This is a genomic window from Photobacterium sp. ABD4_091 (assembly GCF_056160145.1).
In genome coordinates, this window is sequence record NZ_JBSWWQ010000002.1 from 1,280,763 (window position 1) to 1,301,602 (window position 20,840).

At 45.6% G+C, this 20,840-nt stretch carries 17 protein-coding genes, 1 tRNA gene and 1 pseudogene; 6 read left to right on the top strand and 13 right to left on the bottom strand.

Going from position 1 to position 20,840, the window contains the following annotated elements; translation table 11 throughout:
* Nucleotides 1–42: 42 nt before the first annotated feature.
* The 5 genes and pseudogenes from ACXAGQ_RS20195 to ACXAGQ_RS20215 all read right to left on the bottom strand — a co-directional run bounded on the left by ACXAGQ_RS20195 (nt 43) and on the right by ACXAGQ_RS20215 (nt 4,244).
* Nucleotides 43–1,431: an aldehyde dehydrogenase family protein gene (locus ACXAGQ_RS20195; RefSeq protein ID WP_475256281.1), complete on the bottom strand. Its 1,389-nt coding sequence runs from the start codon at nt 1,429–1,431 to the stop codon at nt 43–45.
* Nucleotides 1,428–3,068, bottom strand: a complete 1,641-nt coding sequence (locus ACXAGQ_RS20200; protein ID WP_475256283.1) for an acetolactate synthase large subunit — start codon at nt 3,066–3,068, stop codon at nt 1,428–1,430. The genes ACXAGQ_RS20195 and ACXAGQ_RS20200 overlap by 4 nt, the downstream gene beginning before the upstream one ends.
* A 98-nt stretch (nt 3,069–3,166) precedes the next feature.
* Nucleotides 3,167–3,562, bottom strand: a pseudogene (locus tag ACXAGQ_RS20205) (formyltransferase family protein); the annotation flags it as partial.
* 15 nt (nt 3,563–3,577) lie between these two features.
* Nucleotides 3,578–4,039: a hypothetical protein gene (locus ACXAGQ_RS20210; protein ID WP_475256285.1), complete on the bottom strand. Its 462-nt coding sequence runs from the start codon at nt 4,037–4,039 to the stop codon at nt 3,578–3,580.
* Between the two features lie 130 nt (nt 4,040–4,169).
* Nucleotides 4,170–4,244: transfer RNA gene (locus ACXAGQ_RS20215), tRNA-Gly, on the bottom strand.
* A 318-nt stretch (nt 4,245–4,562) separates the two neighbouring features.
* Between ACXAGQ_RS20215 and aspA the strand changes: the two genes are divergently transcribed.
* Nucleotides 4,563–5,993 carry an aspartate ammonia-lyase gene (aspA, locus tag ACXAGQ_RS20220; protein WP_475256287.1) on the top strand — a complete coding sequence of 477 codons (1,431 nt, stop codon included), beginning with the start codon at nt 4,563–4,565 and terminating at the stop codon, nt 5,991–5,993.
* A gap of 123 nt (nt 5,994–6,116) precedes the next feature.
* On the opposite strand, the gene ACXAGQ_RS20225 is transcribed toward aspA, so the two are convergent.
* The gene (locus ACXAGQ_RS20225) at nt 6,117–7,034 is read right to left on the bottom strand and encodes a LysR substrate-binding domain-containing protein (protein WP_475256289.1); all 918 of its coding nucleotides are present in this window, start codon (nt 7,032–7,034) and stop codon (nt 6,117–6,119) included.
* Nucleotides 7,035–7,420: 386 nt separating this feature from the next.
* Here ACXAGQ_RS20225 and ACXAGQ_RS20230 point away from each other — a divergent pair, with 386 nt between their 5' ends.
* Nucleotides 7,421–8,608, top strand: a complete 1,188-nt coding sequence (locus ACXAGQ_RS20230) for a dicarboxylate/amino acid:cation symporter (protein WP_475256291.1) — start codon at nt 7,421–7,423, stop codon at nt 8,606–8,608.
* Between the two features lie 77 nt (nt 8,609–8,685).
* On the opposite strand, the gene ACXAGQ_RS20235 is transcribed toward ACXAGQ_RS20230, so the two are convergent.
* Nucleotides 8,686–8,865 (bottom strand): hypothetical protein, encoded by a 180-nt coding sequence (locus ACXAGQ_RS20235; RefSeq protein WP_317520506.1) that lies wholly within the window; start codon nt 8,863–8,865, stop codon nt 8,686–8,688.
* A 126-nt stretch (nt 8,866–8,991) separates the two neighbouring features.
* Nucleotides 8,992–11,340 carry a glycosyl hydrolase family 18 protein gene (locus tag ACXAGQ_RS20240; protein WP_475256293.1) on the bottom strand — a complete coding sequence of 783 codons (2,349 nt, stop codon included), beginning with the start codon at nt 11,338–11,340 and terminating at the stop codon, nt 8,992–8,994.
* A 394-nt stretch (nt 11,341–11,734) separates the two neighbouring features.
* Between ACXAGQ_RS20240 and ACXAGQ_RS20245 the strand changes: the two genes are divergently transcribed.
* The 3 genes from ACXAGQ_RS20245 (at nt 11,735) to ACXAGQ_RS20255 (ending at nt 14,860) form a co-directional block, all read left to right on the top strand.
* On the top strand, nt 11,735–12,640 hold the full coding sequence (locus ACXAGQ_RS20245) for a chemotaxis protein (RefSeq protein WP_475256295.1): 906 nt from the start codon (nt 11,735–11,737) through the stop codon (nt 12,638–12,640).
* Between the two features lie 172 nt (nt 12,641–12,812).
* Entirely contained in the window at nt 12,813–14,294 is a 1,482-nt protein-coding gene (locus ACXAGQ_RS20250; protein WP_475256297.1) for an FMN-binding glutamate synthase family protein, read from the top strand.
* Nucleotides 14,295–14,551: 257 nt separating this feature from the next.
* The gene (locus ACXAGQ_RS20255) at nt 14,552–14,860 is read left to right on the top strand and encodes a hypothetical protein (protein WP_475256299.1); all 309 of its coding nucleotides are present in this window, start codon (nt 14,552–14,554) and stop codon (nt 14,858–14,860) included.
* Between the two features lie 35 nt (nt 14,861–14,895).
* Here the strand turns inward: ACXAGQ_RS20255 and ACXAGQ_RS20260 are convergent, their stop codons facing one another.
* Nucleotides 14,896–17,379, bottom strand: coding sequence for a response regulator (locus ACXAGQ_RS20260; protein WP_475256301.1), 2,484 nt, complete (start codon nt 17,377–17,379; stop codon nt 14,896–14,898).
* Nucleotides 17,380–17,458: 79 nt separating this feature from the next.
* Here ACXAGQ_RS20260 and ACXAGQ_RS20265 point away from each other — a divergent pair, with 79 nt between their 5' ends.
* Nucleotides 17,459–18,220: a substrate-binding periplasmic protein gene (locus ACXAGQ_RS20265; RefSeq protein WP_475256303.1), complete on the top strand. Its 762-nt coding sequence runs from the start codon at nt 17,459–17,461 to the stop codon at nt 18,218–18,220.
* An 84-nt stretch (nt 18,221–18,304) separates the two neighbouring features.
* On the opposite strand, the gene ribA is transcribed toward ACXAGQ_RS20265, so the two are convergent.
* The 4 genes from ribA to ACXAGQ_RS20285 all read right to left on the bottom strand — a co-directional run bounded on the left by ribA (nt 18,305) and on the right by ACXAGQ_RS20285 (nt 20,607).
* The gene (gene ribA / locus ACXAGQ_RS20270) at nt 18,305–19,357 is read right to left on the bottom strand and encodes a GTP cyclohydrolase II (RefSeq protein WP_475256304.1); all 1,053 of its coding nucleotides are present in this window, start codon (nt 19,355–19,357) and stop codon (nt 18,305–18,307) included.
* Nucleotides 19,358–19,722: 365 nt separating this feature from the next.
* A complete protein-coding gene (locus ACXAGQ_RS20275; protein WP_475256306.1) occupies nt 19,723–19,905 on the bottom strand; it encodes an ATPase in 183 nt (60 codons plus the stop codon).
* Nucleotides 19,906–19,989: 84 nt separating this feature from the next.
* Entirely contained in the window at nt 19,990–20,313 is a 324-nt protein-coding gene (locus tag ACXAGQ_RS20280; protein ID WP_475256307.1) for a DUF6916 family protein, read from the bottom strand.
* 135 nt (nt 20,314–20,448) lie between these two features.
* Entirely contained in the window at nt 20,449–20,607 is a 159-nt protein-coding gene (locus tag ACXAGQ_RS20285) for a hypothetical protein (protein ID WP_475244916.1), read from the bottom strand.
* Nucleotides 20,608–20,840 lie beyond the last annotated feature (233 nt).

Genomic DNA, 20,840 nt, shown 5'->3' on the forward strand with positions numbered 1-20,840 from the left:
CGTTGATTACGCCTGGATAAAAAACTCTCACAAAGCAGGTCATTAACTGGGCATTTTAATCACGACCATCTTCTCCTCAGTAAAATCATGCATGGTGTAAGGGATGCCACCGATGCCATAACCTGATTGTTTTCGGCCAGCAAAAGGCATCCAGTCAACCCTAAATGCGGAGTGGTCATTGATCATCACGGCAGACGCATCAAGCTGATGTTGAGCCCGCAATGCCACGTCTAAGCTCTCGGTATAGACTGCAGCCTGAAACGAAAAGGGGACATTATTGGCACGCTGGTAGGCTTGTGCAATTCGATCATAGCCATACACGCAAACCACAGGTCCGAATATCTCTTTGCAAGACACATTCAAGTCATTAGCTGGGTTTAGGATAACGGTAGGCTCATAAAGGGTAGCAGTCATCGCTTTACCACCAGTCAGTATTTGCGCGCCGCTCTCTTTAGCTTGCTCGACCCACTCAGTAACCCGCTGGCACTCTCTAGGACGAATTAACGGACCGCAGTCAGTATCTATCTCCCGGGCATCACCGACCACCAGTTGTTGCACTTGCTCCACCAGCTTTTGGGTGAAGTCATCAAGGATCTGGTTATCAACATAAATACGCTGAACCGACACACAGACTTGCCCGGAATGGTAAAAGCCACCCTTCACAATCGAAGGCAGTATCGCATCTATGTCAACATTACGATCAACAATCACAGGCGCTGCCCCGCCATGCTCCAAGGCACAACGCGTACCGGGCGCTAATTGACTGCGTAAATACCACCCGACTCCAGGGGAGCCAATAAAAGAGAAAAAGGCTGTTCTTGGATCTGTGACGGCCCGCTCTGTATCTTCCCTTTTCGCCAAGAAAAATCGGCACCATTTTTCATCAAGGCCTGCCTCATAAAGCAGATCGACAAACTTTTTGGCACTCAGCGGCGTATCGTTGGCGGGTTTAATCAATATAGGGGCATTGACCGCTATAGCAGGTGCCACTTGGTGAACAATCAGATTAAGAGGATGATTAAATGCAGATACCGCCACTACCGGCCCAACAGGCTCCCGATAAGAAAATGCCAACCGTCCAGCGCCAGCAGCCGTGAGATCCATCGGGATCTGCTCCCCTTTTAGGTTCAACAGTTCTTTCGCAGCTAGCTGCACCCCATCAATGGCTCGGTCAACTTCGATAAATGCATCTTTTAAAGGCTTGCCGCCCTCAGAGGCAATCAGCATTGCCAATTCATCCCTTTGCTCTAACATCAGGCCAGCACATCGGTTTAGGACCCCTATCCGTTCATGTGCGGCGAGCCGCTGAGATTTATCCGCAAAGGTATCTACTGCTTGCTGTAACATGGCATCAAGCTCTTCCCATGTCGACAACGCCAACTCAGCAATGACTTCTTGGTTATAGGGGTTCTCTACTTTAACAATGGTCATAATAGGCAAACCTTCGAGGCTAGTTCATCAATGAACACTGTTTTATTGGCAGTGTAGTCAACAGGCACATCGACGAGATGTACGCCACCTGCATCAAAGGCTTGATTGAGCACCCTTTCAAACTCGTCTACACTGGTAACCCGGTGCCCTGTCACATTGTAGGCATTGGCATATTTGACAAAATCAGGGTTATCAAACTCTAACCCCCAGTCGGCCATGCCCGCTATCTGTTGCTTCCAACGAATCATTCCATAAGAGCCATCATTCAACACCATAACTACCAAGTTGAGCCCTACTCGTCGCGCGGTCTCCAGCTCTTGGGAGTTCATCATGAATCCCCCGTCACCGCATATCGCCAAGACCCTCTTCCCAGGATTAAGCTGTGCCGCCATCATCGCTGAGGGCAAGCCTGCCCCCATGGTCGCCAAAGCATTATCCAAAAGCACCGAGTTGGGATGATATGCCTTATAATTACGGGCAAACCAGATCTTATAGATACCGTTATCTAACGCGATAATGCCATCCTCCCCCATCACCTTTCGGGTTCCTGCAACTAGCCTTTGCGGAACGATGGGGAAAGCATTATCCAGCGCGCCAGTGACAATATGCTGATCAATTTCTTGCTTGATCCTTCTGAAATAATCCACATCATCACTTTTCCACCCGTTGAGCTTTTCACTCAACCTGCGTACCGTTCGGCTGATATCACCCACCAGCTCAAGCTGCGGAAAGTACACTTCATCAACTTGCGCGGATTTGTAATTTAGGTGAATAACGAACTTGTCATTGTCCGTCATGAAGAAAGGCGGCTTCTCTACAACATCATGACCAATATTGATGATCAGATCGGCCCTTGAGACCGCACAATGCAAGTAGTCATTCTCAGAAAGAGCGGCTGTGCCCAAAAACAATTCTGAACGCTCGTCGGCGACACCTTTGCCCATCTGGGTATCAAAAAAATAGATACCCGACTGCTCAACGAACTTTTCAACCGCCTTGCAAGCTGTTTTCCTGTTAGCGCCTGCACCAATTAAAATCAGCGGATGACTTGCTGCTTTAATTTTTGCTATCGCTTCATCAAGTACATAGTCATCTGCGACAGCATATTGCCGGGTGCTTTGCTTCACGACTTGAGCGTCGGTCTCTTCCGCCGCAATGTCTTCTGGCAACTCAAGCAAAATAGCACCGGGGCGCTCTTCTTCGGCTCGCCGAAAAGCTTCCCGAACCAGAGAAGGAATCGTATTACCATGAACAATCTGCTTGCTCAGCTTACAAATGGGCTCATACAGTTTGACCACATCGATAATTTGGAATTGCCCCTGCTTAGAGGCTTTGATCGGCTTTTGGCCCGTGAGCATAATTAAAGGGAAAGCCCCCAGGTGGGCATAGGCTGCCGGGGTAGAGAAATTTGTTGCGCCAGGACCTAGCGTTGCCATACAGACACCCGCCTTTCCCGTGAGTCGCCCGTAGGTCGCAGCCATAAAACCCGCCCCCTGCTCATGGCGAGTTAGCACCAACTTTATTGAAGATCCTTTCAAGGAGTTAAGTACATCGAGGTTTTCTTCGCCGGGAACGGCGAAGATATATTCAACGCCTTCATTTTCTAGTGCCTTTACCAGTAGATCTGAAGCTTTCATACGATTACCCAAGCAAGCCATTGAGTGGTTACACCGGCACTTACAGCGACTAGCTGTATTTCCCGATTTCATCGTATTTGAATATAGTTCAGTCTCCTTTATGAACGCTCAAAAACCACAGACTTATCATTGAACAGAAATACCCGTTTTTCGATATGGTACTGGATCGCCCTTGCCAAGGTTAAGGACTCAACATCCATCCCTTTTCTCGTGAGATCAGCGGGATAATAGGTATGATCAACCGTCTCCATTCCCTGAGTAATAATCGGGCCTTCATCAAGATCATCACTGACATAATGTGCTGTCGCCCCCACCAATTTAACCCCTTTTTGGTATGCCTGATGATAAGGCTTAGCGCCTTTGAAGCCAGGCAGCAATGAATGGTGAATATTGATAGCTTTCCCGGCCCAGCGGACACACATTTCATGGGAAAGCACCTGCATATAGCGGGCAAGCACTAACAGCTCACAGCCTGTTTGCTGTAACACAGCTTGAACCTGTGCTTCCTGCTATTGTTTAGTTTCAGCTGTAATCGGGAAATGGTAATAAGGAATATCATGCCACTGGGCAAGCGGTTGTAGATCGGGATGGTTGGATATGACGGCTTTAATATCAATAGCTAAATTGCCAGTGCGGTAGCGGTACAACAAATCATTAAGGCAATGATCATATTTCGACACCATGATCACTACTTTGGGTTGGTACTGCGATGGCGTTAGATCCCAGTCCATCTCAAACTGTTCGGCTCGTGATGCAAAGGCAGAGCAGAACGTGGCCTGGTCTAATTCGGTGTTATCTTCCATCCGAAAAACCGCACGGATAAAAAAACGATGAGCCAGTGCATCATCAAAAGAATTGAGCTCGGTAATATAGCAGCCAAACTCCCGCAAAAAGCGCGTAACTACGTCAACGGTGCCAGAACGGCCTGTGCAACTTGCCGTCAGAATATAAGTAAAGACTTGCTGACTCATCCCCTTTTCCTCTTTAGTGGCCACTAAAGAAGCATGGCACAGCTGTACCTCAGATGCCGAATCACTGGTTGTGATCTCGCCTTTATGCGCTATATCTTTTGGTTGGTTAGGTGTAACAAAAAAGAAAACTTGGAGCGGGCAGCGGGAATCGAACCCGCATCATCAGCTTGGAAGGCTGAGGTAATAGCCATTATACGATGCCCGCTTTATGAAAGTTGGACTGAAATCCAACATTGAAATGCATCGAACAATTGATATATTGTCACAACTCACAAAGAAGAAAAGCCTTGATTTTCAGTGCGTGACATTCATCACAAACAACAACACCAATCGTTTACAAAACAACCATCTAGTATCCTAATCGCTCAATAAAAAAGGGCTCATTTTCTTTCAGTACCCCAATCAACCATCATTGATAATCCACTATGCAATAAATGCATTATTGCTAAATTTTAGGCATTTCACTTTCGGGCGCAAAAAGAACAAGGTGTTGGTGTCTTATCATCAATAAAAGGTACCCACCATGAGCGACACTGTTATTAACACTCGTATTGAAGAAGATCTACTTGGCAAGCGTGAAATCCCGGCTGACGCCTATTATGGTATCCACACGCTTCGTGCGTATGAGAACTTTAATATCTCTACGACAAAGATTTCTGATGTGCCTGAGTTTGTTCGCGGCATGGTGTTTACGAAAAAAGCGGCGGCTAAAGCCAATATGGAACTAGGCACTATCCCTAGCGATGTTGGCCAGTACATTATCCAAGCTTGTGATCTTATTTTGGACACGGGTAAATGTATGGATCAGTTTATCTCTGATGTTTACCAAGGTGGTGCCGGCACTTCAGTCAATATGAACGCCAATGAAGTAATCGCCAACGTTGCATTAGAGCTGAAAGGTGACGACAAAGGCGAATACCACATTATTAACCCTAATGATCATGTGAACAAAAGCCAGTCAACCAACTGTGCCTACCCGACCGGTTTCCGTGTAGCGGTGTACAACAGCATTATCAAGATGATCAGCTCTATCGAATATCTGCGTACCGCTTTCGATGCCAAGAGCGAAGAGTTTCATGACATCCTTAAAATGGGTCGTACCCAATTGCAAGATGCTGTACCAATGACCGTTGGCCAGGAATTCCATGCCTTCAGCACCTTGCTAAAAGAAGAAGTCAAAAACCTGAAGTACGCTGCTAACCTACTGCTCGAAGTTAACCTCGGTGCAACAGCTATCGGTACCGGCTTGAACGCCCCCGAAGGCTACCAAGAACTGGCTGTTAAATACCTTGCTGAAACTACAGGCTTGGACTGCGTACCATCAGAAGACCTGATTGAAGCCACCTCTGACTGTGGTGCCTATGTAACAGTGCACGCAGCCTTGAAACGTCTTGCCGTCAAACTATCCAAAGTCTGTAACGACCTGCGCCTGCTGTCTTCAGGCCCTCGCGCTGGCCTTAATGAAATCAACCTGCCAGAAATGCAGGCCGGCTCATCAATTATGCCAGCTAAAGTTAACCCGGTGATCCCTGAAGTCGTTAACCAGGTTTGTTTCAAAGTTATCGGTAACGACACAACAGTCACCTTCGCTGCAGAAGCCGGACAATTACAGCTGAATGTTATGGAACCGGTTATTGGGCAGGCTGTATTTGAATCCATAGAACTGCTTGGCAATGCCTGTATCAACCTTGCTGACAAGTGCATCAGCGGTATTACCGTCAACAAAGAAGTCTGTGAACATTTCGTATTTAACTCAATCGGTATCGTAACTTACCTTAACCCGTTCATCGGCCACCACGAAGGCGATATCATCGGTAAAATCTGTGCCGAAACGGGACGTAGCGTGAAAGATGTCGCTCTTGAGCGCAACTTGCTTGGCGAAGAGCAACTGAACGAAATCTTTTCAGCGAACAACCTGATGCACCCAGAATACAAAGCTAAACTATATAACTAACCTTTGAAAAAGGGGCTGAATAAAGCCCCTTTTTAAATCATTTCAAGTAACTCATTTCAAAGTGTATGTTGGATACAGAGGATAAATTTAAGTGGTAATAATCAGTCACATCCGCCAAATCGATTAATTACCCAACAGACTTTCACCCGTTAGTTCTTTTATCGGGCAGATCTTGCTTAGTTCATTCCACATCGCTTCACAGGAGGAATGTAATTTCGAATAATAACGGTAAACATATAAATCTAAAGGCACTGGTTCTCTCGATGAAAGTATTTTCAACTGTCCTGAGGCCAACTCATCTTTTATTGCATAATCAGGCAACCAACTAATCCCTTTACCTTGTAAGACTAAGGCCTTAATAAAGTCTGTCATCGAAGAAGAACACACTGTGTTATTAGTCAACTTTCTTTTTGAGCGATGAAGAGCCCTTCCCATATAACTTTCCGGCGTATAGTCTAAGCAGGGAACATCATCATTATTTGCCAAGTCGAACAGTTCTTTCCCTTCCTCATCGACCGCTGACACACAATACAGATAACTGCGGCCAAGATAGATTGATCGATAGGGCGCAACTTGTAACCTGTCTTCATAAAACGAGAACAAAAAGTCACACTTACCGTCTATCAGCTGCTCAACAGCGTCATCGACTTCATTCGCAACAACAGATAGACGGGTGTTTAATTGGGGGTCGAACAGGCATGAGTGCAGCTTGGGCAATAAACTGATAGAGATAGAGTGGGCCGCACTCAAGCGCACAGTATGCCGGCCGTCGAAAGAGCTGCCAGCAAGACGATTAACCTCTTCATCTATCTGCTGAAGAATGGACAGCGCAGTTGTCTTGAACTGCTTGCCGCAGAGGGTCAACTCAATCGGCGTTTTACTGCGTTCGATTAGCACCAAGCCTAACTCAGCTTCCAGTGACTTTATCCTGCGACTGAATGCAGGCTGGGTAACATTTCGGACAGCCGCAGCATGGGAGAAGTTTTTTAACTCCGCAAGAGTAAGGAAGTCTTGCAGCCATTTTGTCTCAATATTTTTCATTTATTTTTCTCAATAAACATCTATCTATAGCAATCGTCATCCCCTAACAACCCAACCAAAATTACGGCTATCAGCAAGATAATGAGAAGTCACCTGCAGAAAGCTCTAAGCATTAATCAGCCATTAACATATGTCTATTAACTTGATCACAACACATGAATTTACCCTGATGCAATTTAATAACCAAGCCTTTTTTTTCTGCATTTCACAAGCTAAGAGATTAGTCATACCATCCAGTTGTAACATTAATAACACTGACTCATTTATTGTTTTAACAAAAATATAGAATGAGATAGTTTAAAAATTATTCTAATTATTCAATCAATAAGTTTAACAAACCTACAAACCATCATATGAACTCTGTATACTAATAAAAGATCAACAAGATGAACTTAATTATTAAGTTATTGTGTGGAATATTCGCTGGTATTCTCATGGGCATGTTTGCCCCTGAAGTTATTGTTCAAGCCCTAATTACCGCTAAATACTTAGTTAGCCAGTTAATTAAATTTACCATCCCTCTCCTTATCCTCTTCTATGTCACCAGTGGTATTGCTAGCCTCCCGAAAAACTCCGGTAAGCTGCTGAGCAAAACCGTTGGATTAGCATATTTATCAACGTTAGGAGCAGGTATCCTTGCCTTCTTGGTGGCGAAGAGTCTTTTCCCAGCACTGCTCAGTGGAGCCGGCCAACTGCCTGAAGCCGAAACCGTTCTAACCCCATTCTTAGAGCTTCAGATTCCACCGTTCATGAACATCATGACCGCCTTGAGTGTCGCCTTCATTTTCGGCTTGGGAATTTCAAATACCGGTGCAGACAACCTGAAGAAAATCAGTGACCAGGGCCGTGATATCATCGAGTTGTTCCTCAACAAAGTTATGATTCCAGCGTTGCCGTACTACATAGCTGGCGTGTTTGCTGATAAGACAGTCAAGGGGACCGTATTCGCAACTCTACAAACTTTCAGCTTAGTACTGCTTGCTGTCGTCGCCATGCACTGGTTCTGGCTAAGTTTTCAGTTCGTTACTACTGGTGTCGCCCTGCAACGCTCACCGCTGAAAATACTTCGTACCATGCTACCAGCCTATTTCACCGCTGTTGGCACCATGTCCTCTGCTGCAACAGTACCGGTTACCCTGCAACAAACTAAACGCAACGGGGTATCCAACTCCATCGCCAACTTTGTTGTACCGCTTTGTGCCAATATTCATATGTCGGGCTCAGTGATCAGTATTGCCAGCGTGGCGGTTGCCGTCATTATCATGACCGGTGCCGGACCTGTCCCTAGCCTGCTGGAAGCCCTGCCATTTCTTGCTATGCTGGGTATCACTATGGTTGCTGCACCGGGTGCACCGGGCGGCGCAGTGATGGCATCAGCCGGCCTGCTTGGCTCAATGCTTGGGTTTACCGAGGAAATGATTGCTCTGCAAATCGTCCTTCACCTTGCCCAGGATAGCTTTGGTACGGCCTGTAACGTTACCGGAGACGGTGTTATTGCCCTGCTAATTGACAAAGTGTCTGACTCAGCCGAAGAGACCGAAGGCGAGCTGATCCCTGCCGAAGAGATCGCATAAACCAAGTGGATCTATTTCCACACTACAAATGAAAAAAGCCAGCGACAAGCTGGCTTTTCTTCGCTATTTGTATTTATTCATTTAGATGGGTATTCGCCGGCTTTGTCTTTCGCCGTATCACCTGTGACTTTCCAGTGTTCGTTTGGATCATATGCTTCATCACAAATGTCCAATGTGAAGCCCATATCTACGACTTCTTTTAATGTCAAATTGTCAGCCAGTTTAGCAATATCGCCAGATTTGTTACGTAATTCCATATCCGTCTACCTTTCAACAAACGCCCTTTCACCTTTTTAACTATAGTGGTGATACGATGACTTGTCCTGTGGACATAAAAAAGGTCCGCGGTTAGCGGGCCCGATTTATAGCTTTAGCATTAGGAATTAAATAAGTGTCCAAGGGCCATTCGCATTGCCCGGCTGATCACCTTTCGTCCACCACTTGGCACGGTATGACTGACCATTGAAGATCACTTCATCGCCACCGTTGTAGACTTTGTTTGAGCTCCACTCACCGACACTGCCGTCATCAAAGGCTTCCCATGCTGAACTAGTGCTAGGCTGTTCACCTTTGTTCCACCATTTAGCGGTATACTTCACACCATCGAACAGAACGGTATCACCCGTGTTGTAGACCTTGTCTTTATCCCAAGTTGTCTGGCCGCCGGTCGAGTCAGCTTGTACCGTCACCGCAATAGTCGCCGTTTCAGTCGCAAGGCCGTCAGTCACTGTAACCGTAACATTAACCACGGTATCTGCCGTAACCGCTGGGGCAACAAAGGTAATATCAGCACCGGTTGCCGTTGTCGCTACCGTTCCTTCTGAAGCCGTGAATGACAACACATCACCGTCCGCATCTTCAGCCTGAACACTGATCACTACACTCTGGCCGCTCTGCACTGTAGCATTGACAGGTGCGGTGAGTACTGGCGCGGTATTACCCACCACACCGCTACCTTTAACGTTGATCACCACTGACTGGGTCGCTGACTTGCGCCCGTCAGAGACTTTTACTACTACAGTATCCTGAAGATCAATCGCAGTATTCGGGGCTTGATACGTGACTGTCGCTGTACCGTCGCCGTTATCCACCACCGACGCTTTAGTCGCAGTGAAGCTGAGAGGATCACTTTCTGCATCTGTTGCTGATACGTTGAAGCTAACGACGGCTCCTGCATCTACATTCTGCGCAGCAGGTACGCTCAACACTGGCGCCGTATTCAGAGTACCACCAGCACTGAAGACGCGATCAAACGCTTCAGCGAGCGGTGAGCTGAGGTTAGTACACTGCTTCAGCTTGGCGCCGTAACTAACAAAAGTGCCTTCACACTTAATATCGCCATGCACTTGCCAAACAATCACCCCGCCGAGCTGGTTGTCGACAATGTACTGGGCTTTTTTCTCGATAGACGGTACATCATCATAGCTGAGGAAGTATTTCCCCTTCACGGCATAGGGAACCTCGGCATTGGCATCCCACATATGCTCCCAGCCAGCAGCCTGCATAATGTAGTTGTAGTTAGGCTGGCCTTCGAACTCTTTCCAGTTATCTAAATCAACCGCTGATTCTGTTGGGCCATCCACACTGAAGTTGACGGTACGCTTGTCAGTTGGCGCGCCGACATAAGCGGTTGCTTCTGTTGTTTGAACACCACGGCCGTAGAAAGCGGCACCGAAGTTAATTTTCTTTGAAGGGATCCCCTTGGCAGCCATCCAGGCACGAAGGTGGTCTAGATCCAGATCCGCATACTCTTCTTCAGGGTAAGGGTATAACGGTGCATTATGTCCTGCGACATTTGACCACCCGCCATTGAGGTCATAAGTCATCATGTTGAAGGAATCCATCGATGCCACCAAGCGCGGCCAGTTGTAGCCTTCCAGCTTGGCTGTCGAAGCCGAGAACGCAGCGGTCAATAGCTTATTGGGACCAATGCGTTCACGGATATCTTCCATGAGTTGTTCGAAGTTGCCATAATCTTCCGGGTTACCCTGGAAGTTCATTCCTCCAGTTCCTGGGTATTCCCAGTCAATATCGATACCATCGAAGCCTAACGCCATCAGTTTATCGACATCTTCCAAGAATCGGGCCTTTTTCACCGGATCTGCTGCCATCTCTGGGAAATGTTTGGACATGCTCCAGCCCCCTAGCGAGGCCATCACTTTCACGCCCTTCTGATGAGCAAGGTCAATCAGGCCGGGTGCACCACCGGCTTTTTTCAATGGGATTGGGAATTGGCCTGTCACCCCTGTCGGAGTATGGAGCCAGCCGTTACCCGATTTCGCAAAACCCTGCTCCTGTACTTTTCTCAGCGCGTCGGCTTCCCAAGGCTCATTGCCCGGAAATTGATGGATATACTCTAATTCACCCCACAAAATATGGAAGTCCCAGCTCGAGTATACGTCCGGGTGGAGCAATGGACCCGGCTCTTGAACCGCGTTAGGCTGGTAAATATTTTTGTTCCGTAGGTCACCACTGTGCAGTGAGCCATCCTTCGCAACCCCAAAGAAGGAGAAGTTCAAAATAGAATAAATATCCATATTGACGTTCAGGTGTGTTGCTTCACCCTTCACACTGAACCCAGCGTTCGTCCCTTTCCATGCTTCCCACTGAGTAATATACCCGATCACATTCTTGTCATGGGTTGGAGCGGCGTGAACACTTGAGGCAGTGCCTGCCATTAGCATGGCAGCCATAGCGCATGCCAGTTTACTCAGGTGTAGTCCCTTTTGCATTTTGTTCTCCACGTAATGGTTATTGAAATAAAATTGAAGGCACATTTTTTACGCCTTCAAAAAAGTCCCATTAAGTGTTAGCGAGTATTTTTAGATTCGCGAAACTGAAATGACATTTTTAATGTCATTTCAAATCAATTTGAAATAGTCATGCAAAGAGGCGGGAAAACATCGATGGACGTTCAAAATTTAACCACATAAAAAACAAAATAACCCAAATGGCGCATTTGTATGCTGCTTAATATGCCCGTAGATCAAAGTCCTGTTATTTATCTCTTATTTATCTAACACCTTGTGTTCCTTCCTTGGCATTTACCGCTAAGATATACCCATTCCATACATATGAGACAAAGCACGCTCGCTGGTCTCAAATTTTCTATAAAGGGATTGACCAATGATTAAAGCAGCAACAAATCAATCTCAAGGTATGCTGTTATTTAAATTGACCCACCAGCAGTCTTTTGCCATCGGGACGCTCAAAGTAAAAGAGATAGTGCCCTACACCCCATTAACCGCAATCCCGTATTCACACCCAACGGTTTTGGGCGCCGCCACCCTGCGAGGCGATACCCTGCCTGTGATTGACATGGCAAAAGCGGTTGGATACCCGCCACTGTCTCGAGAAGAGCTGGCCAATAGCTACATTATCATTACTGACTGCCGCCGCATGCTCGTCGGCTTCCTAGTACGTGGCATAGACCGAATTACCGAGTGCAATTGGCATAATATCGATTCACCGCCCTCTGCGCTGGGGAAGAATGTTTTTGTTACCGGTGTTACCCAAGTCGATAACAAGCTGATTCAATTGCTTGACGTAGAGCTGCTGCTGTCGAAAGTTTTCCCGGACAAGCCAGATAGCCTCCAGCCAATTCTGACTGATGTCGAACGCGAAGTACTTAGGCCGCTGAAAATCCTATTGGTCGACGACTCGGCTGTAGCACGCCGTCAACTTTCTCAGGCGCTCGACAGCATTTCTGTCCCCTATTTTATTGCCACCAATGGTCATGATGCGCTTGAAATGCTCAAGCATGCATCTGGTGCTGGCGCACCATTTGATATCTTGGTAAGTGATATCGAGATGCCTGGCCTGGATGGCTACGAACTGGCTTTCGAGGTACAAAACTCTACCCAGCTCTCTGAGGCTTATATTATTCTGCACACTTCGCTTTCAAGTGAAATCAGTGTCTCCCAAGCCCACCAGGTAGGTGCCCATGAAGCCCTAACCAAATTTGAGGCCAATGAACTGATCCACGCCATGCTTCGGGGTGCAGAAAAGAAGAAGAGTATGTCTACGGTATAGCACCGCTTCATAGCAGCGATACCATACTTCAAAGCCAAGCATTTCTTGCTTGGCTTTCTCTTTGAGTCTTTTTGGCCGCCCACTCAGCATCAGCATAATCAGTGAAATTTATCGCCGTGAAGCCGTTCTAATAAGCTAGTTTTAAATCTAGCCATTATTATTGGGAGGCACTATGGGTGACTCATTGATCTTCGGCATTAATTTCCTTTCAGGACTATTTATCATCTGTCTTGGACTTGGTGTGCTCGCGGTGATCTACATGTACATCACTGATATCCGCCAACATAAGCATGCTATTAGACACAACTACCCGGTTATTGGCCGCTTTCGCTATCTGTTCGAAAAGCAGGGTGAATTCTTTCGCCAATATTTTTTCGCCATGGACCGCGAAGAAATGCCGTTTAACCGGGCTGAAAGAAGCTGGGTATATAAAGCCGCTAAAAACGTAGACCGTACCCTTGCTTTTGGCTCAACCCGCAGCCTTGAGCCTACAGGCACCATCATGTTCATGAACTGCGCTTTTCCGACCCTAGAAGAGGATGCTGTCGCCCCTGCCCCTATCACCATTGGCCCTGACTGCCGAACCCCGTATACCACATCTTCTATTTTTAACATTTCTGGGATGAGCTACGGTGCTATTTCCAAACCAGCAGTACAAGCACTGTCACACGGTGCCAAAATTGCAGGGTGCTGGATGAATACCGGTGAAGGTGGCCTAAGTCCCTATCACCTAGAAGGTGGTGCCGACATTGTTTTCCAGGTAGGTACAGCTAAATACGGGGTGAGAAATAGCGAAGGGCACCTGAGCAAAGAGAAGCTCGAAGAGGTCGCAGCCCACCCTCAAGTTAAAATGTTTGAGATCAAAATGAGCCAGGGCGCGAAGCCAGGCAAAGGCGGGATATTACCCGGGGGAAAAGTCACCGCAGAGATCGCCAAAATACGCGGTATCCCTGAAGGTAAGGACTCAATTAGCCCCAATGGGCATATCGATATTCGCAGTGTCAGTGACTTACTCGATATGATTGAGTTCATCCGAGAAACAACGGGCAAACCCGTCGGCTTCAAATCTGTAATCGGCTCGCTCAACTGGTTTGATGAATTATTGGATGAGATAGGACGGCGCGGTACAGCCTGTGCACCTGATTTTATTACTATCGACAGTGCTGATGGTGGTACCGGGGCTGCCCCGCAACCTTTGATAGACTATGTCGGCTTACCACTTAAGGAGAGCTTACCCCTTGTTGTTGCTAGGCTGGAACAACACCAGCTCAAAGACCGAATCAAAATTATTGCCTCTGGCAAGTTAATTACACCATCAAAAGTGGCCTGGGCGATTGCCCTTGGCGCGGATTTCGTCGTTTCTGCTCGCGGGCATATGTTTGCATTAGGTTGTATCCAAGCCTTGCAATGCAACAAGAACACTTGCCCCACAGGTATCACTACCCATAACAAACGCCTACAACAAGGGCTAGATGTGGGTGACAAAACCCAGCGGGTCGCCAATTACAATAAATACATCCATTACGGCCTTGGTGTCATCGCCCATTCATGCGGGGTAACCAATGCCCGGCAACTTAACAAGTCACACATTAGGATAGTCACCGGAAATGGGCTGTCTATTGCGCTAGATAAGCTCTATGAGAACCACCAATAAGGCTATGCTGCAATTTCAGCAACTATGACCAAAATACAAACAGTGTTTTCAATAAACTCAATGGTTAAAAATAAACCAGATGAAAATTTACTTTCAAAGAAATGATGTTTTTGAACGGTGTTTTAATATACTTTTAGCCACCTGCGCCTTTGCTGTTAACCAAAAGCGTATTTTTAACTCTTTTTACCTTGCGCTGACATTTCATCACAGTCGACATGTCAAAGTACATCTACTGACTGACAACCCACTATATACCCATGATTTCGCGCACTATCGCAGCTATTGCATTACTTACCGCATCCACTTTTTCTTACGCCTCCCCTGAGCTGCTTGTACCGGTAGAAGTTCCCAATTCACGACTCGATCATGTTGAAACACTGGTGATTGATGGCAACATTAACGACAGCCTGCAATTGCTGGTTGATAATACCTTAAAGAACAACCAAAGTGATTTTTACGTTATTGATGAGATATCTGAAGATACCTTCAACAATACGCTAACCGTCGTCATTACTTTGTACAACCAGCCAATCTCGTTACCTATGGATGACTGGTCACTGAGTTAACACATCTTTCAAAAAGCAGCGCCCTCTTGGCGCTGTTAAGAAACAGATGATTCGGTAACTGGAGCGTGCTGCTCCAGTTTTTGCTTAAGGATCTGCAACGAGACAGGCTTCGACACAAAGTCATTCATACCAGCAGCAAAGCACTTATCTTTCTCTTCTTTCACTACATTGGCCGTCAAGGCAACAATTGGCGTAAATCCGCCAGTTTGTTCCTCAATGTTGCGGATCTGCCTTGTCGCTTCAAAGCCATCCATAACCGGCATCTGGCAATCCATAAAAATTAAATCAAAACGCTTCTCCTGGTAGATATCTACAGCAAGCTGGCCATTTTCTACCACTTCAACTGTCGCCCCGGCTTTCTCCAGCATCATTTTAGCTACTTTTTGGTTAATCAAGGTATCTTCTACTACCAATACTTTGACTGTAGGCTCATCACCCAATGCTGTTGCTCCCGGTGTTTGGGCGCTATCTTGAACAACAGGATCACTATCCTGCTTTGATTGGACGGTAGCGTCCGTTTTTTTATTATCTTTTGGCAAAGCATGCTGTTGCTCTGGAACCTCTGTTTGATTTATCACTGGTGTCTGACGCACAAAGGCCTGTTCGTTTACATTGTCAGGCAACGGCTCAGGTTCTAATACCTCTTCTACCTCTTCTTTGTCTGCTGCATCCCTAGATGGAGATACCAGTTTCAAGATTGCCCACTTCAAATGCGCATCTTTATAGGGTCGGGTGAGAAAAGAATGGATCCCCATTTCAGCGGCTTTTTTTTCATCGTTAATTTCAGGTGCCGCGGAGATCATCATTAGATGCGGGCAGTTGGCACCAAAATGTTGAAGTAAATCTTGTGCAAGCTCAAAGCCATTGAGAACCGGCATGTATTTATCGAGGATCACCACATCAAAAGGTTGCCCTTTTGTATTCGCTTTTTCCACAATAGGAATCGCCATATTCGGGTCTAGGCAACTCTCAGCTTTGGCCCCAAACGTCTCAAGCTGAACCGTAGTAATGCGCATATTCAGCATGCTGTCATCAACAAGCAAGATATTCAGCCCTTCAAGTACCGAGCGCTCTTCCACTGGAATATTAGTTTTTTCTTTTGGCAGTTCGATGATAAACGAAAAAATACTCCCCTTACCAGGCTCACTCTCCACCGAAATAATGCTCCCCATCATCATGACCATTTCCCGGCAAATCGCCAAACCTAGCCCAGTACCACCATATTGCCTTGTGGTACTGCCATCGGCCTGCTGGAACTTTTCAAATATGGCAGCTTGCTTACCCTGTGCAACACCAATCCCGGTGTCGGTAACTGCGAACTTGATCCTAGCGAAATCCTCCGAGCTTTCGATATGCTCTATCGCCAGTGTTACTCGCCCTTTATCAGTAAACTTAATGGCATTACTGACCAAATTATTTAGAACCTGCCGTAATTTAGCACCATCGCCCATTAACATAGGGCTGATCGTTTTCTCTACAGAGCAGGAGAACTTAAGGCCCTTTTCTGCCGCCTTTACCATAAACAGAGATTCCACCTCCTTGTTCACTTCAAACAAGTTAAGTGGTACGGATTCCAGTTCAAATTGGCCAGCTTCTATTTTGGAAAAGTCGAGAATGTCGTTGATCAGGTCAAGCAGTGATAACGACGACGTGTGCAGCATATTAATGTATTCTTTTTGGTCGGCAGGCATCTCCATTTCACGCATTAACCCCGATAAACCAATGATACCGTTCATCGGGGTGCGGATTTCATGGCTCATATTGGCCAAAAACTCACTTTTCTTTAAGTTCGCCTGCTCAGCGGTTTCCCTCGCCTCTTCTAGTTCGAGGTAGTGATCGCGGATATGGCCTGCTGAGCGGTTATATTGCGCAGCTAAAGTGGTAATTTCATCATTAAACCACCTCTTAGGTAGCATGACGGGCAAAGGCACATTCTGCTCATCAAACTTGGTAACGGCGACAGACATATTAGTGAGCGGTTTAACAACCAAGTGGTAAGCAATCAGCATGATGCAAATAGAGATAAAGAAAATCTGCAGGCTGTGACCAAACAGCAGCAACAAGAAAGTATCATAAAGGCTTTGGTAAACAGGCTGCAGATCTGACTGCACCACCAAGGTACCCAGTACAAAGTCTTTTTTCATTGCCCGGTGGGAGAGTTGCCACTGCTGCTCTAGAACACCTTCATCCAATACTTCCCCTAGCTCAAGAATGACCTGATTATCATCGAAGATTTTGACATAGGAAATAGAAGGGAGGCTGAGTACCCCCTCTGCTTGGGTCATTAGCAGCTCTCTGTCTTCAACCCATAAACTAGAGGTGAGGCTAGATTGATAACTGTCTTGAATTTGACTGAAGCGACTCTCTATCGCTTTAAGCTCACCCTTGTATTCCAGATATAAACTCAGCGTTGTTGACAGCAGTGTAAATAGTGAACTCAGCAAAATGATCGAAAACAGCAATTGCTTGGCAATACCAAGCTGGCGATCTTTTTTTAACAGCCTTGTCACGTCCTTCATCCTTAAACTCGCATCTTCCAATTACTCTACTAACCTAATAATAGACCTTCATAACGGAATAATTAGACAAGGACTAAAAATGAAGAAAAAAACACTATTCTCATTGGGGATTGTGCTGAGTCTCCCACTATATGTCGCCAATGCTCAGGCTGAAACAGTCAATTATTATGTTATCGCGAAGCAAGCCGAACCTTTCCAGATTGAAGATGGTAATAGCCACCAAGGCATCGTGACTGATATCGTCAAAGCGGTATTCGACCAAAGCTCATATGATATCGAATACCATACTTACCCATTTAATCGTATGATCACTTTGCTTGAAGCTGGCGGAGAAGCAAACTGGATAACCTACGGCAGCCCTAACTGGGGGGGTGTTCAGGCTGCGAACCTGTCAGAAAAACCTATCTATAATGTCCACCATGTACTGTTAAGCAGTACCGGGGAACCGTTTGACTTCAGTACGATGCAAGACCTGCAAGACAAAGTCATCGTGCTATTACATGGCTTTGATTACCCTCAGCTAGAGCCTTATATCAATAAAGGCCAAGTAGAAGAGCTACGAGTGAAGGATTATAGCGCCGCATTTCGTGTCATCAATAAATTGCCAGGGGATACTGCTTTCGTCGAAATGGAGTCGCGAATTAAATATAATTTGGTCAAGCAGGAAAAAGATCAAAACAACTTCAGCATGCAATCATTTAATGCTGTCATTCCGGATTACCCAATATATTTAGCTTTTGATCCTAAAATGGATCCTGAGCTTCAAAAATTTATAAACCAACGTTTGGACACATTAAAGAAAACAGGAAAAATTGACAGCATTGTTAACAACTATCTTTAATCTAGCTATTCTTTACTAACGTTGGTTGGATAAATAAAAAGGCCATTCACATGGCCTTTTTATTTTATGATACTAAAAATCTAATCATTTAATAAATGATTCATCGAACATATGCCCTAGCTTACTGGCTTTAGTTTTCAAATAACCACTGTTGTGAGGGTTATTCCCCTCTTGTAGAGCAACTCGCTCAACAATATTAATTCCAGCCGCTTTCAGTGCTTTCACTTTCCTTGGGTTATTTGTCATCAACTTGACAGATTCAATATTCAAAAAACTCAACATTCCTTTGCAAAATTCATAGTTTCTCATATCAGCAGCAAATCCTAGCGCTTCATTTGCTTCTACCGTGTCTGCACCATCATCTTGTAAATGATAGGCACGGATTTTATTGAGCAATCCAATTCCACGCCCTTCTTGGCGTAAATAAAACAACACCCCGCTACCGGCATTCACAATATTCTCCATCGCCCTTGATAACTGGAAGCCACAATCGCACCTGGCGCTAAACAGGGCATCACCGGTTAGGCATTCCGAGTGGAGACGAATGAGCGGCGGCTCTCCCTGCTTAAGCTCGTCATAGACAAGTGCAAGGTGCTCCTTTCCAGTCGCATGCTCAACAAACCCATACATCCTAAACGTCCCCCATTGCGTTGGGAGCTTGGCACTATCGACAAAGTGCACATAGTTAAACGGCTCTTGTTCGGCGAAGTAATCCCTCACTTCCATCAGTATTTTTCCTAACTCGTTCTGCCCTTTTCCATCTCCACCATCGCCCCAGTAACTGTCTTTATGGGAATGCTCGGTCAGTCGTTTGTCACCGGTACTTACCAGTAAATGCGTAAAGTTTGGGTTCTGACGAAACTTTTCAAAAACGATATAACGCATGACCGAATGACGGACATCCATCCAATCCGGTTTCACCAAATCGGCATGCTTTCGACTAAGCCGAAATGCTTCATCAGGTGTTGGGGCATTTAATATCTCTTGCTGAATCTCTGGGTCGGTAAATTTTTGGGCTTGGTAATAGTGTTCACTGGTAGGCCAGATAACGTCACTTAATTGAATGGGGCTTTCGGCAAAATTGGATAAAAAACCATAGTCTTCATTGGGCTCATAGAACTGGATTTCTTCAATCATTCATTGCACTCCTAATAAATGAACAATTACAACTGATGATATTGTAATGCCTCCTTTTGCGTACAATTAAGTATAGTTAAAGTATGAGAATCAAAACAAAAAAGTTAAACTATTTTACTAGCTAAAGAACCAATTTGAAAATAAACCATTATAATTTATAGGCTTATGATTAAACCTGTATTTATACAAAACATATATTTACCACAAAATAATTCTTAAGTATTAGACAAGTGCCTAGGCATTTAGCCAGCAAAAAATCAATATGGCGATACTGGATACAAAAAGACGACACCATAATAACTTATGGTGCCGTCTTTTATGCTCAATCGCCAAGCTGCAATATATATTTGCGCTTGGAAATTAATTTACTCGCCTACAGGTACCGTACGCTTACCTGTCATAAACTCTTCTAGAAGCTCTGGCGTCAACTCGCCGGCTTCTTCTAGGCGCTTTAACTCTTCAACAATGCGCTTTTGCTCATCAATCGAAGGGATAGCCAACTCAGGCTCTTTTTCGATGTCTTCTGGAATAGAAAGATTGTCTAGCATCATTTCACTCTTGTCTTGCAGTATTTACATTCAAACTGGCGTCAGTATACATGATTTGCAACAAGAAATATTGATCAAGATACCTCAACTAAACTGGCCGATAACCAGCTCTGTTTCTACCAGTACTTCATAATCATGGTCATGCTTGTGGATCACGTGAAGCTCGACTTCGCCTAGCTTAGGATGCTTGAAATGATAATGACCATCCGGGAAGTGGGTGCTGCCATCCCCCTGGAAAGTGATCACGAAGTGCTCGATAAACCGGCCTAGATCATCAAAGCCGTGGCGAGGCTGCTGGGTCACTTGGCTGACCGTAAATTCTGCTGCATGGCCAGACTGATCAAATACCTTAACCTGCTCACCAACCAGCTTCTGTACATTTTCCATCGACATAGGGTTTTTAGACATAGTGCAAACCTCATTTCAGAAAGGGCTCTGCCTTTAAGCGTAAACCACTAGCGCTAAAAACCACAAAGGGTGCCACTGGGCACCCTTTATCGTTACTTCAATCGTTGAATTGAGTTATGGAATCAATTTATAGGCTCAATAGCTGTCGTCATACTCCGGGAATGCGTCGCGCTGGCGTGCGGTACGGCGCTTTTTCTTCTTTGAGGATTGATCGAAATCTTGAAAATCATCTTCAAAATCGAACTTGTGTTTTGACTTAGACCCTTTAGAGAATTTTTGATCTAACTTAGCCATGATTGTTTCCTGAAACCATTCCAGAGTAAGTAACAAATACAGATTGATTGAACGCTGGCGACGATACATGCCAACAGCAAAATATCACTACCAAACCTGATCGAAGTGTAACTTTGGATTATGACAAAAATACTAAACACCAGCGGACCGGCCACAAATAGTATCAAGGTCATCAATCCCATAATGCTGTTTGTGATATACATCTACATTCTCGTATCGCTATCCCACTACTG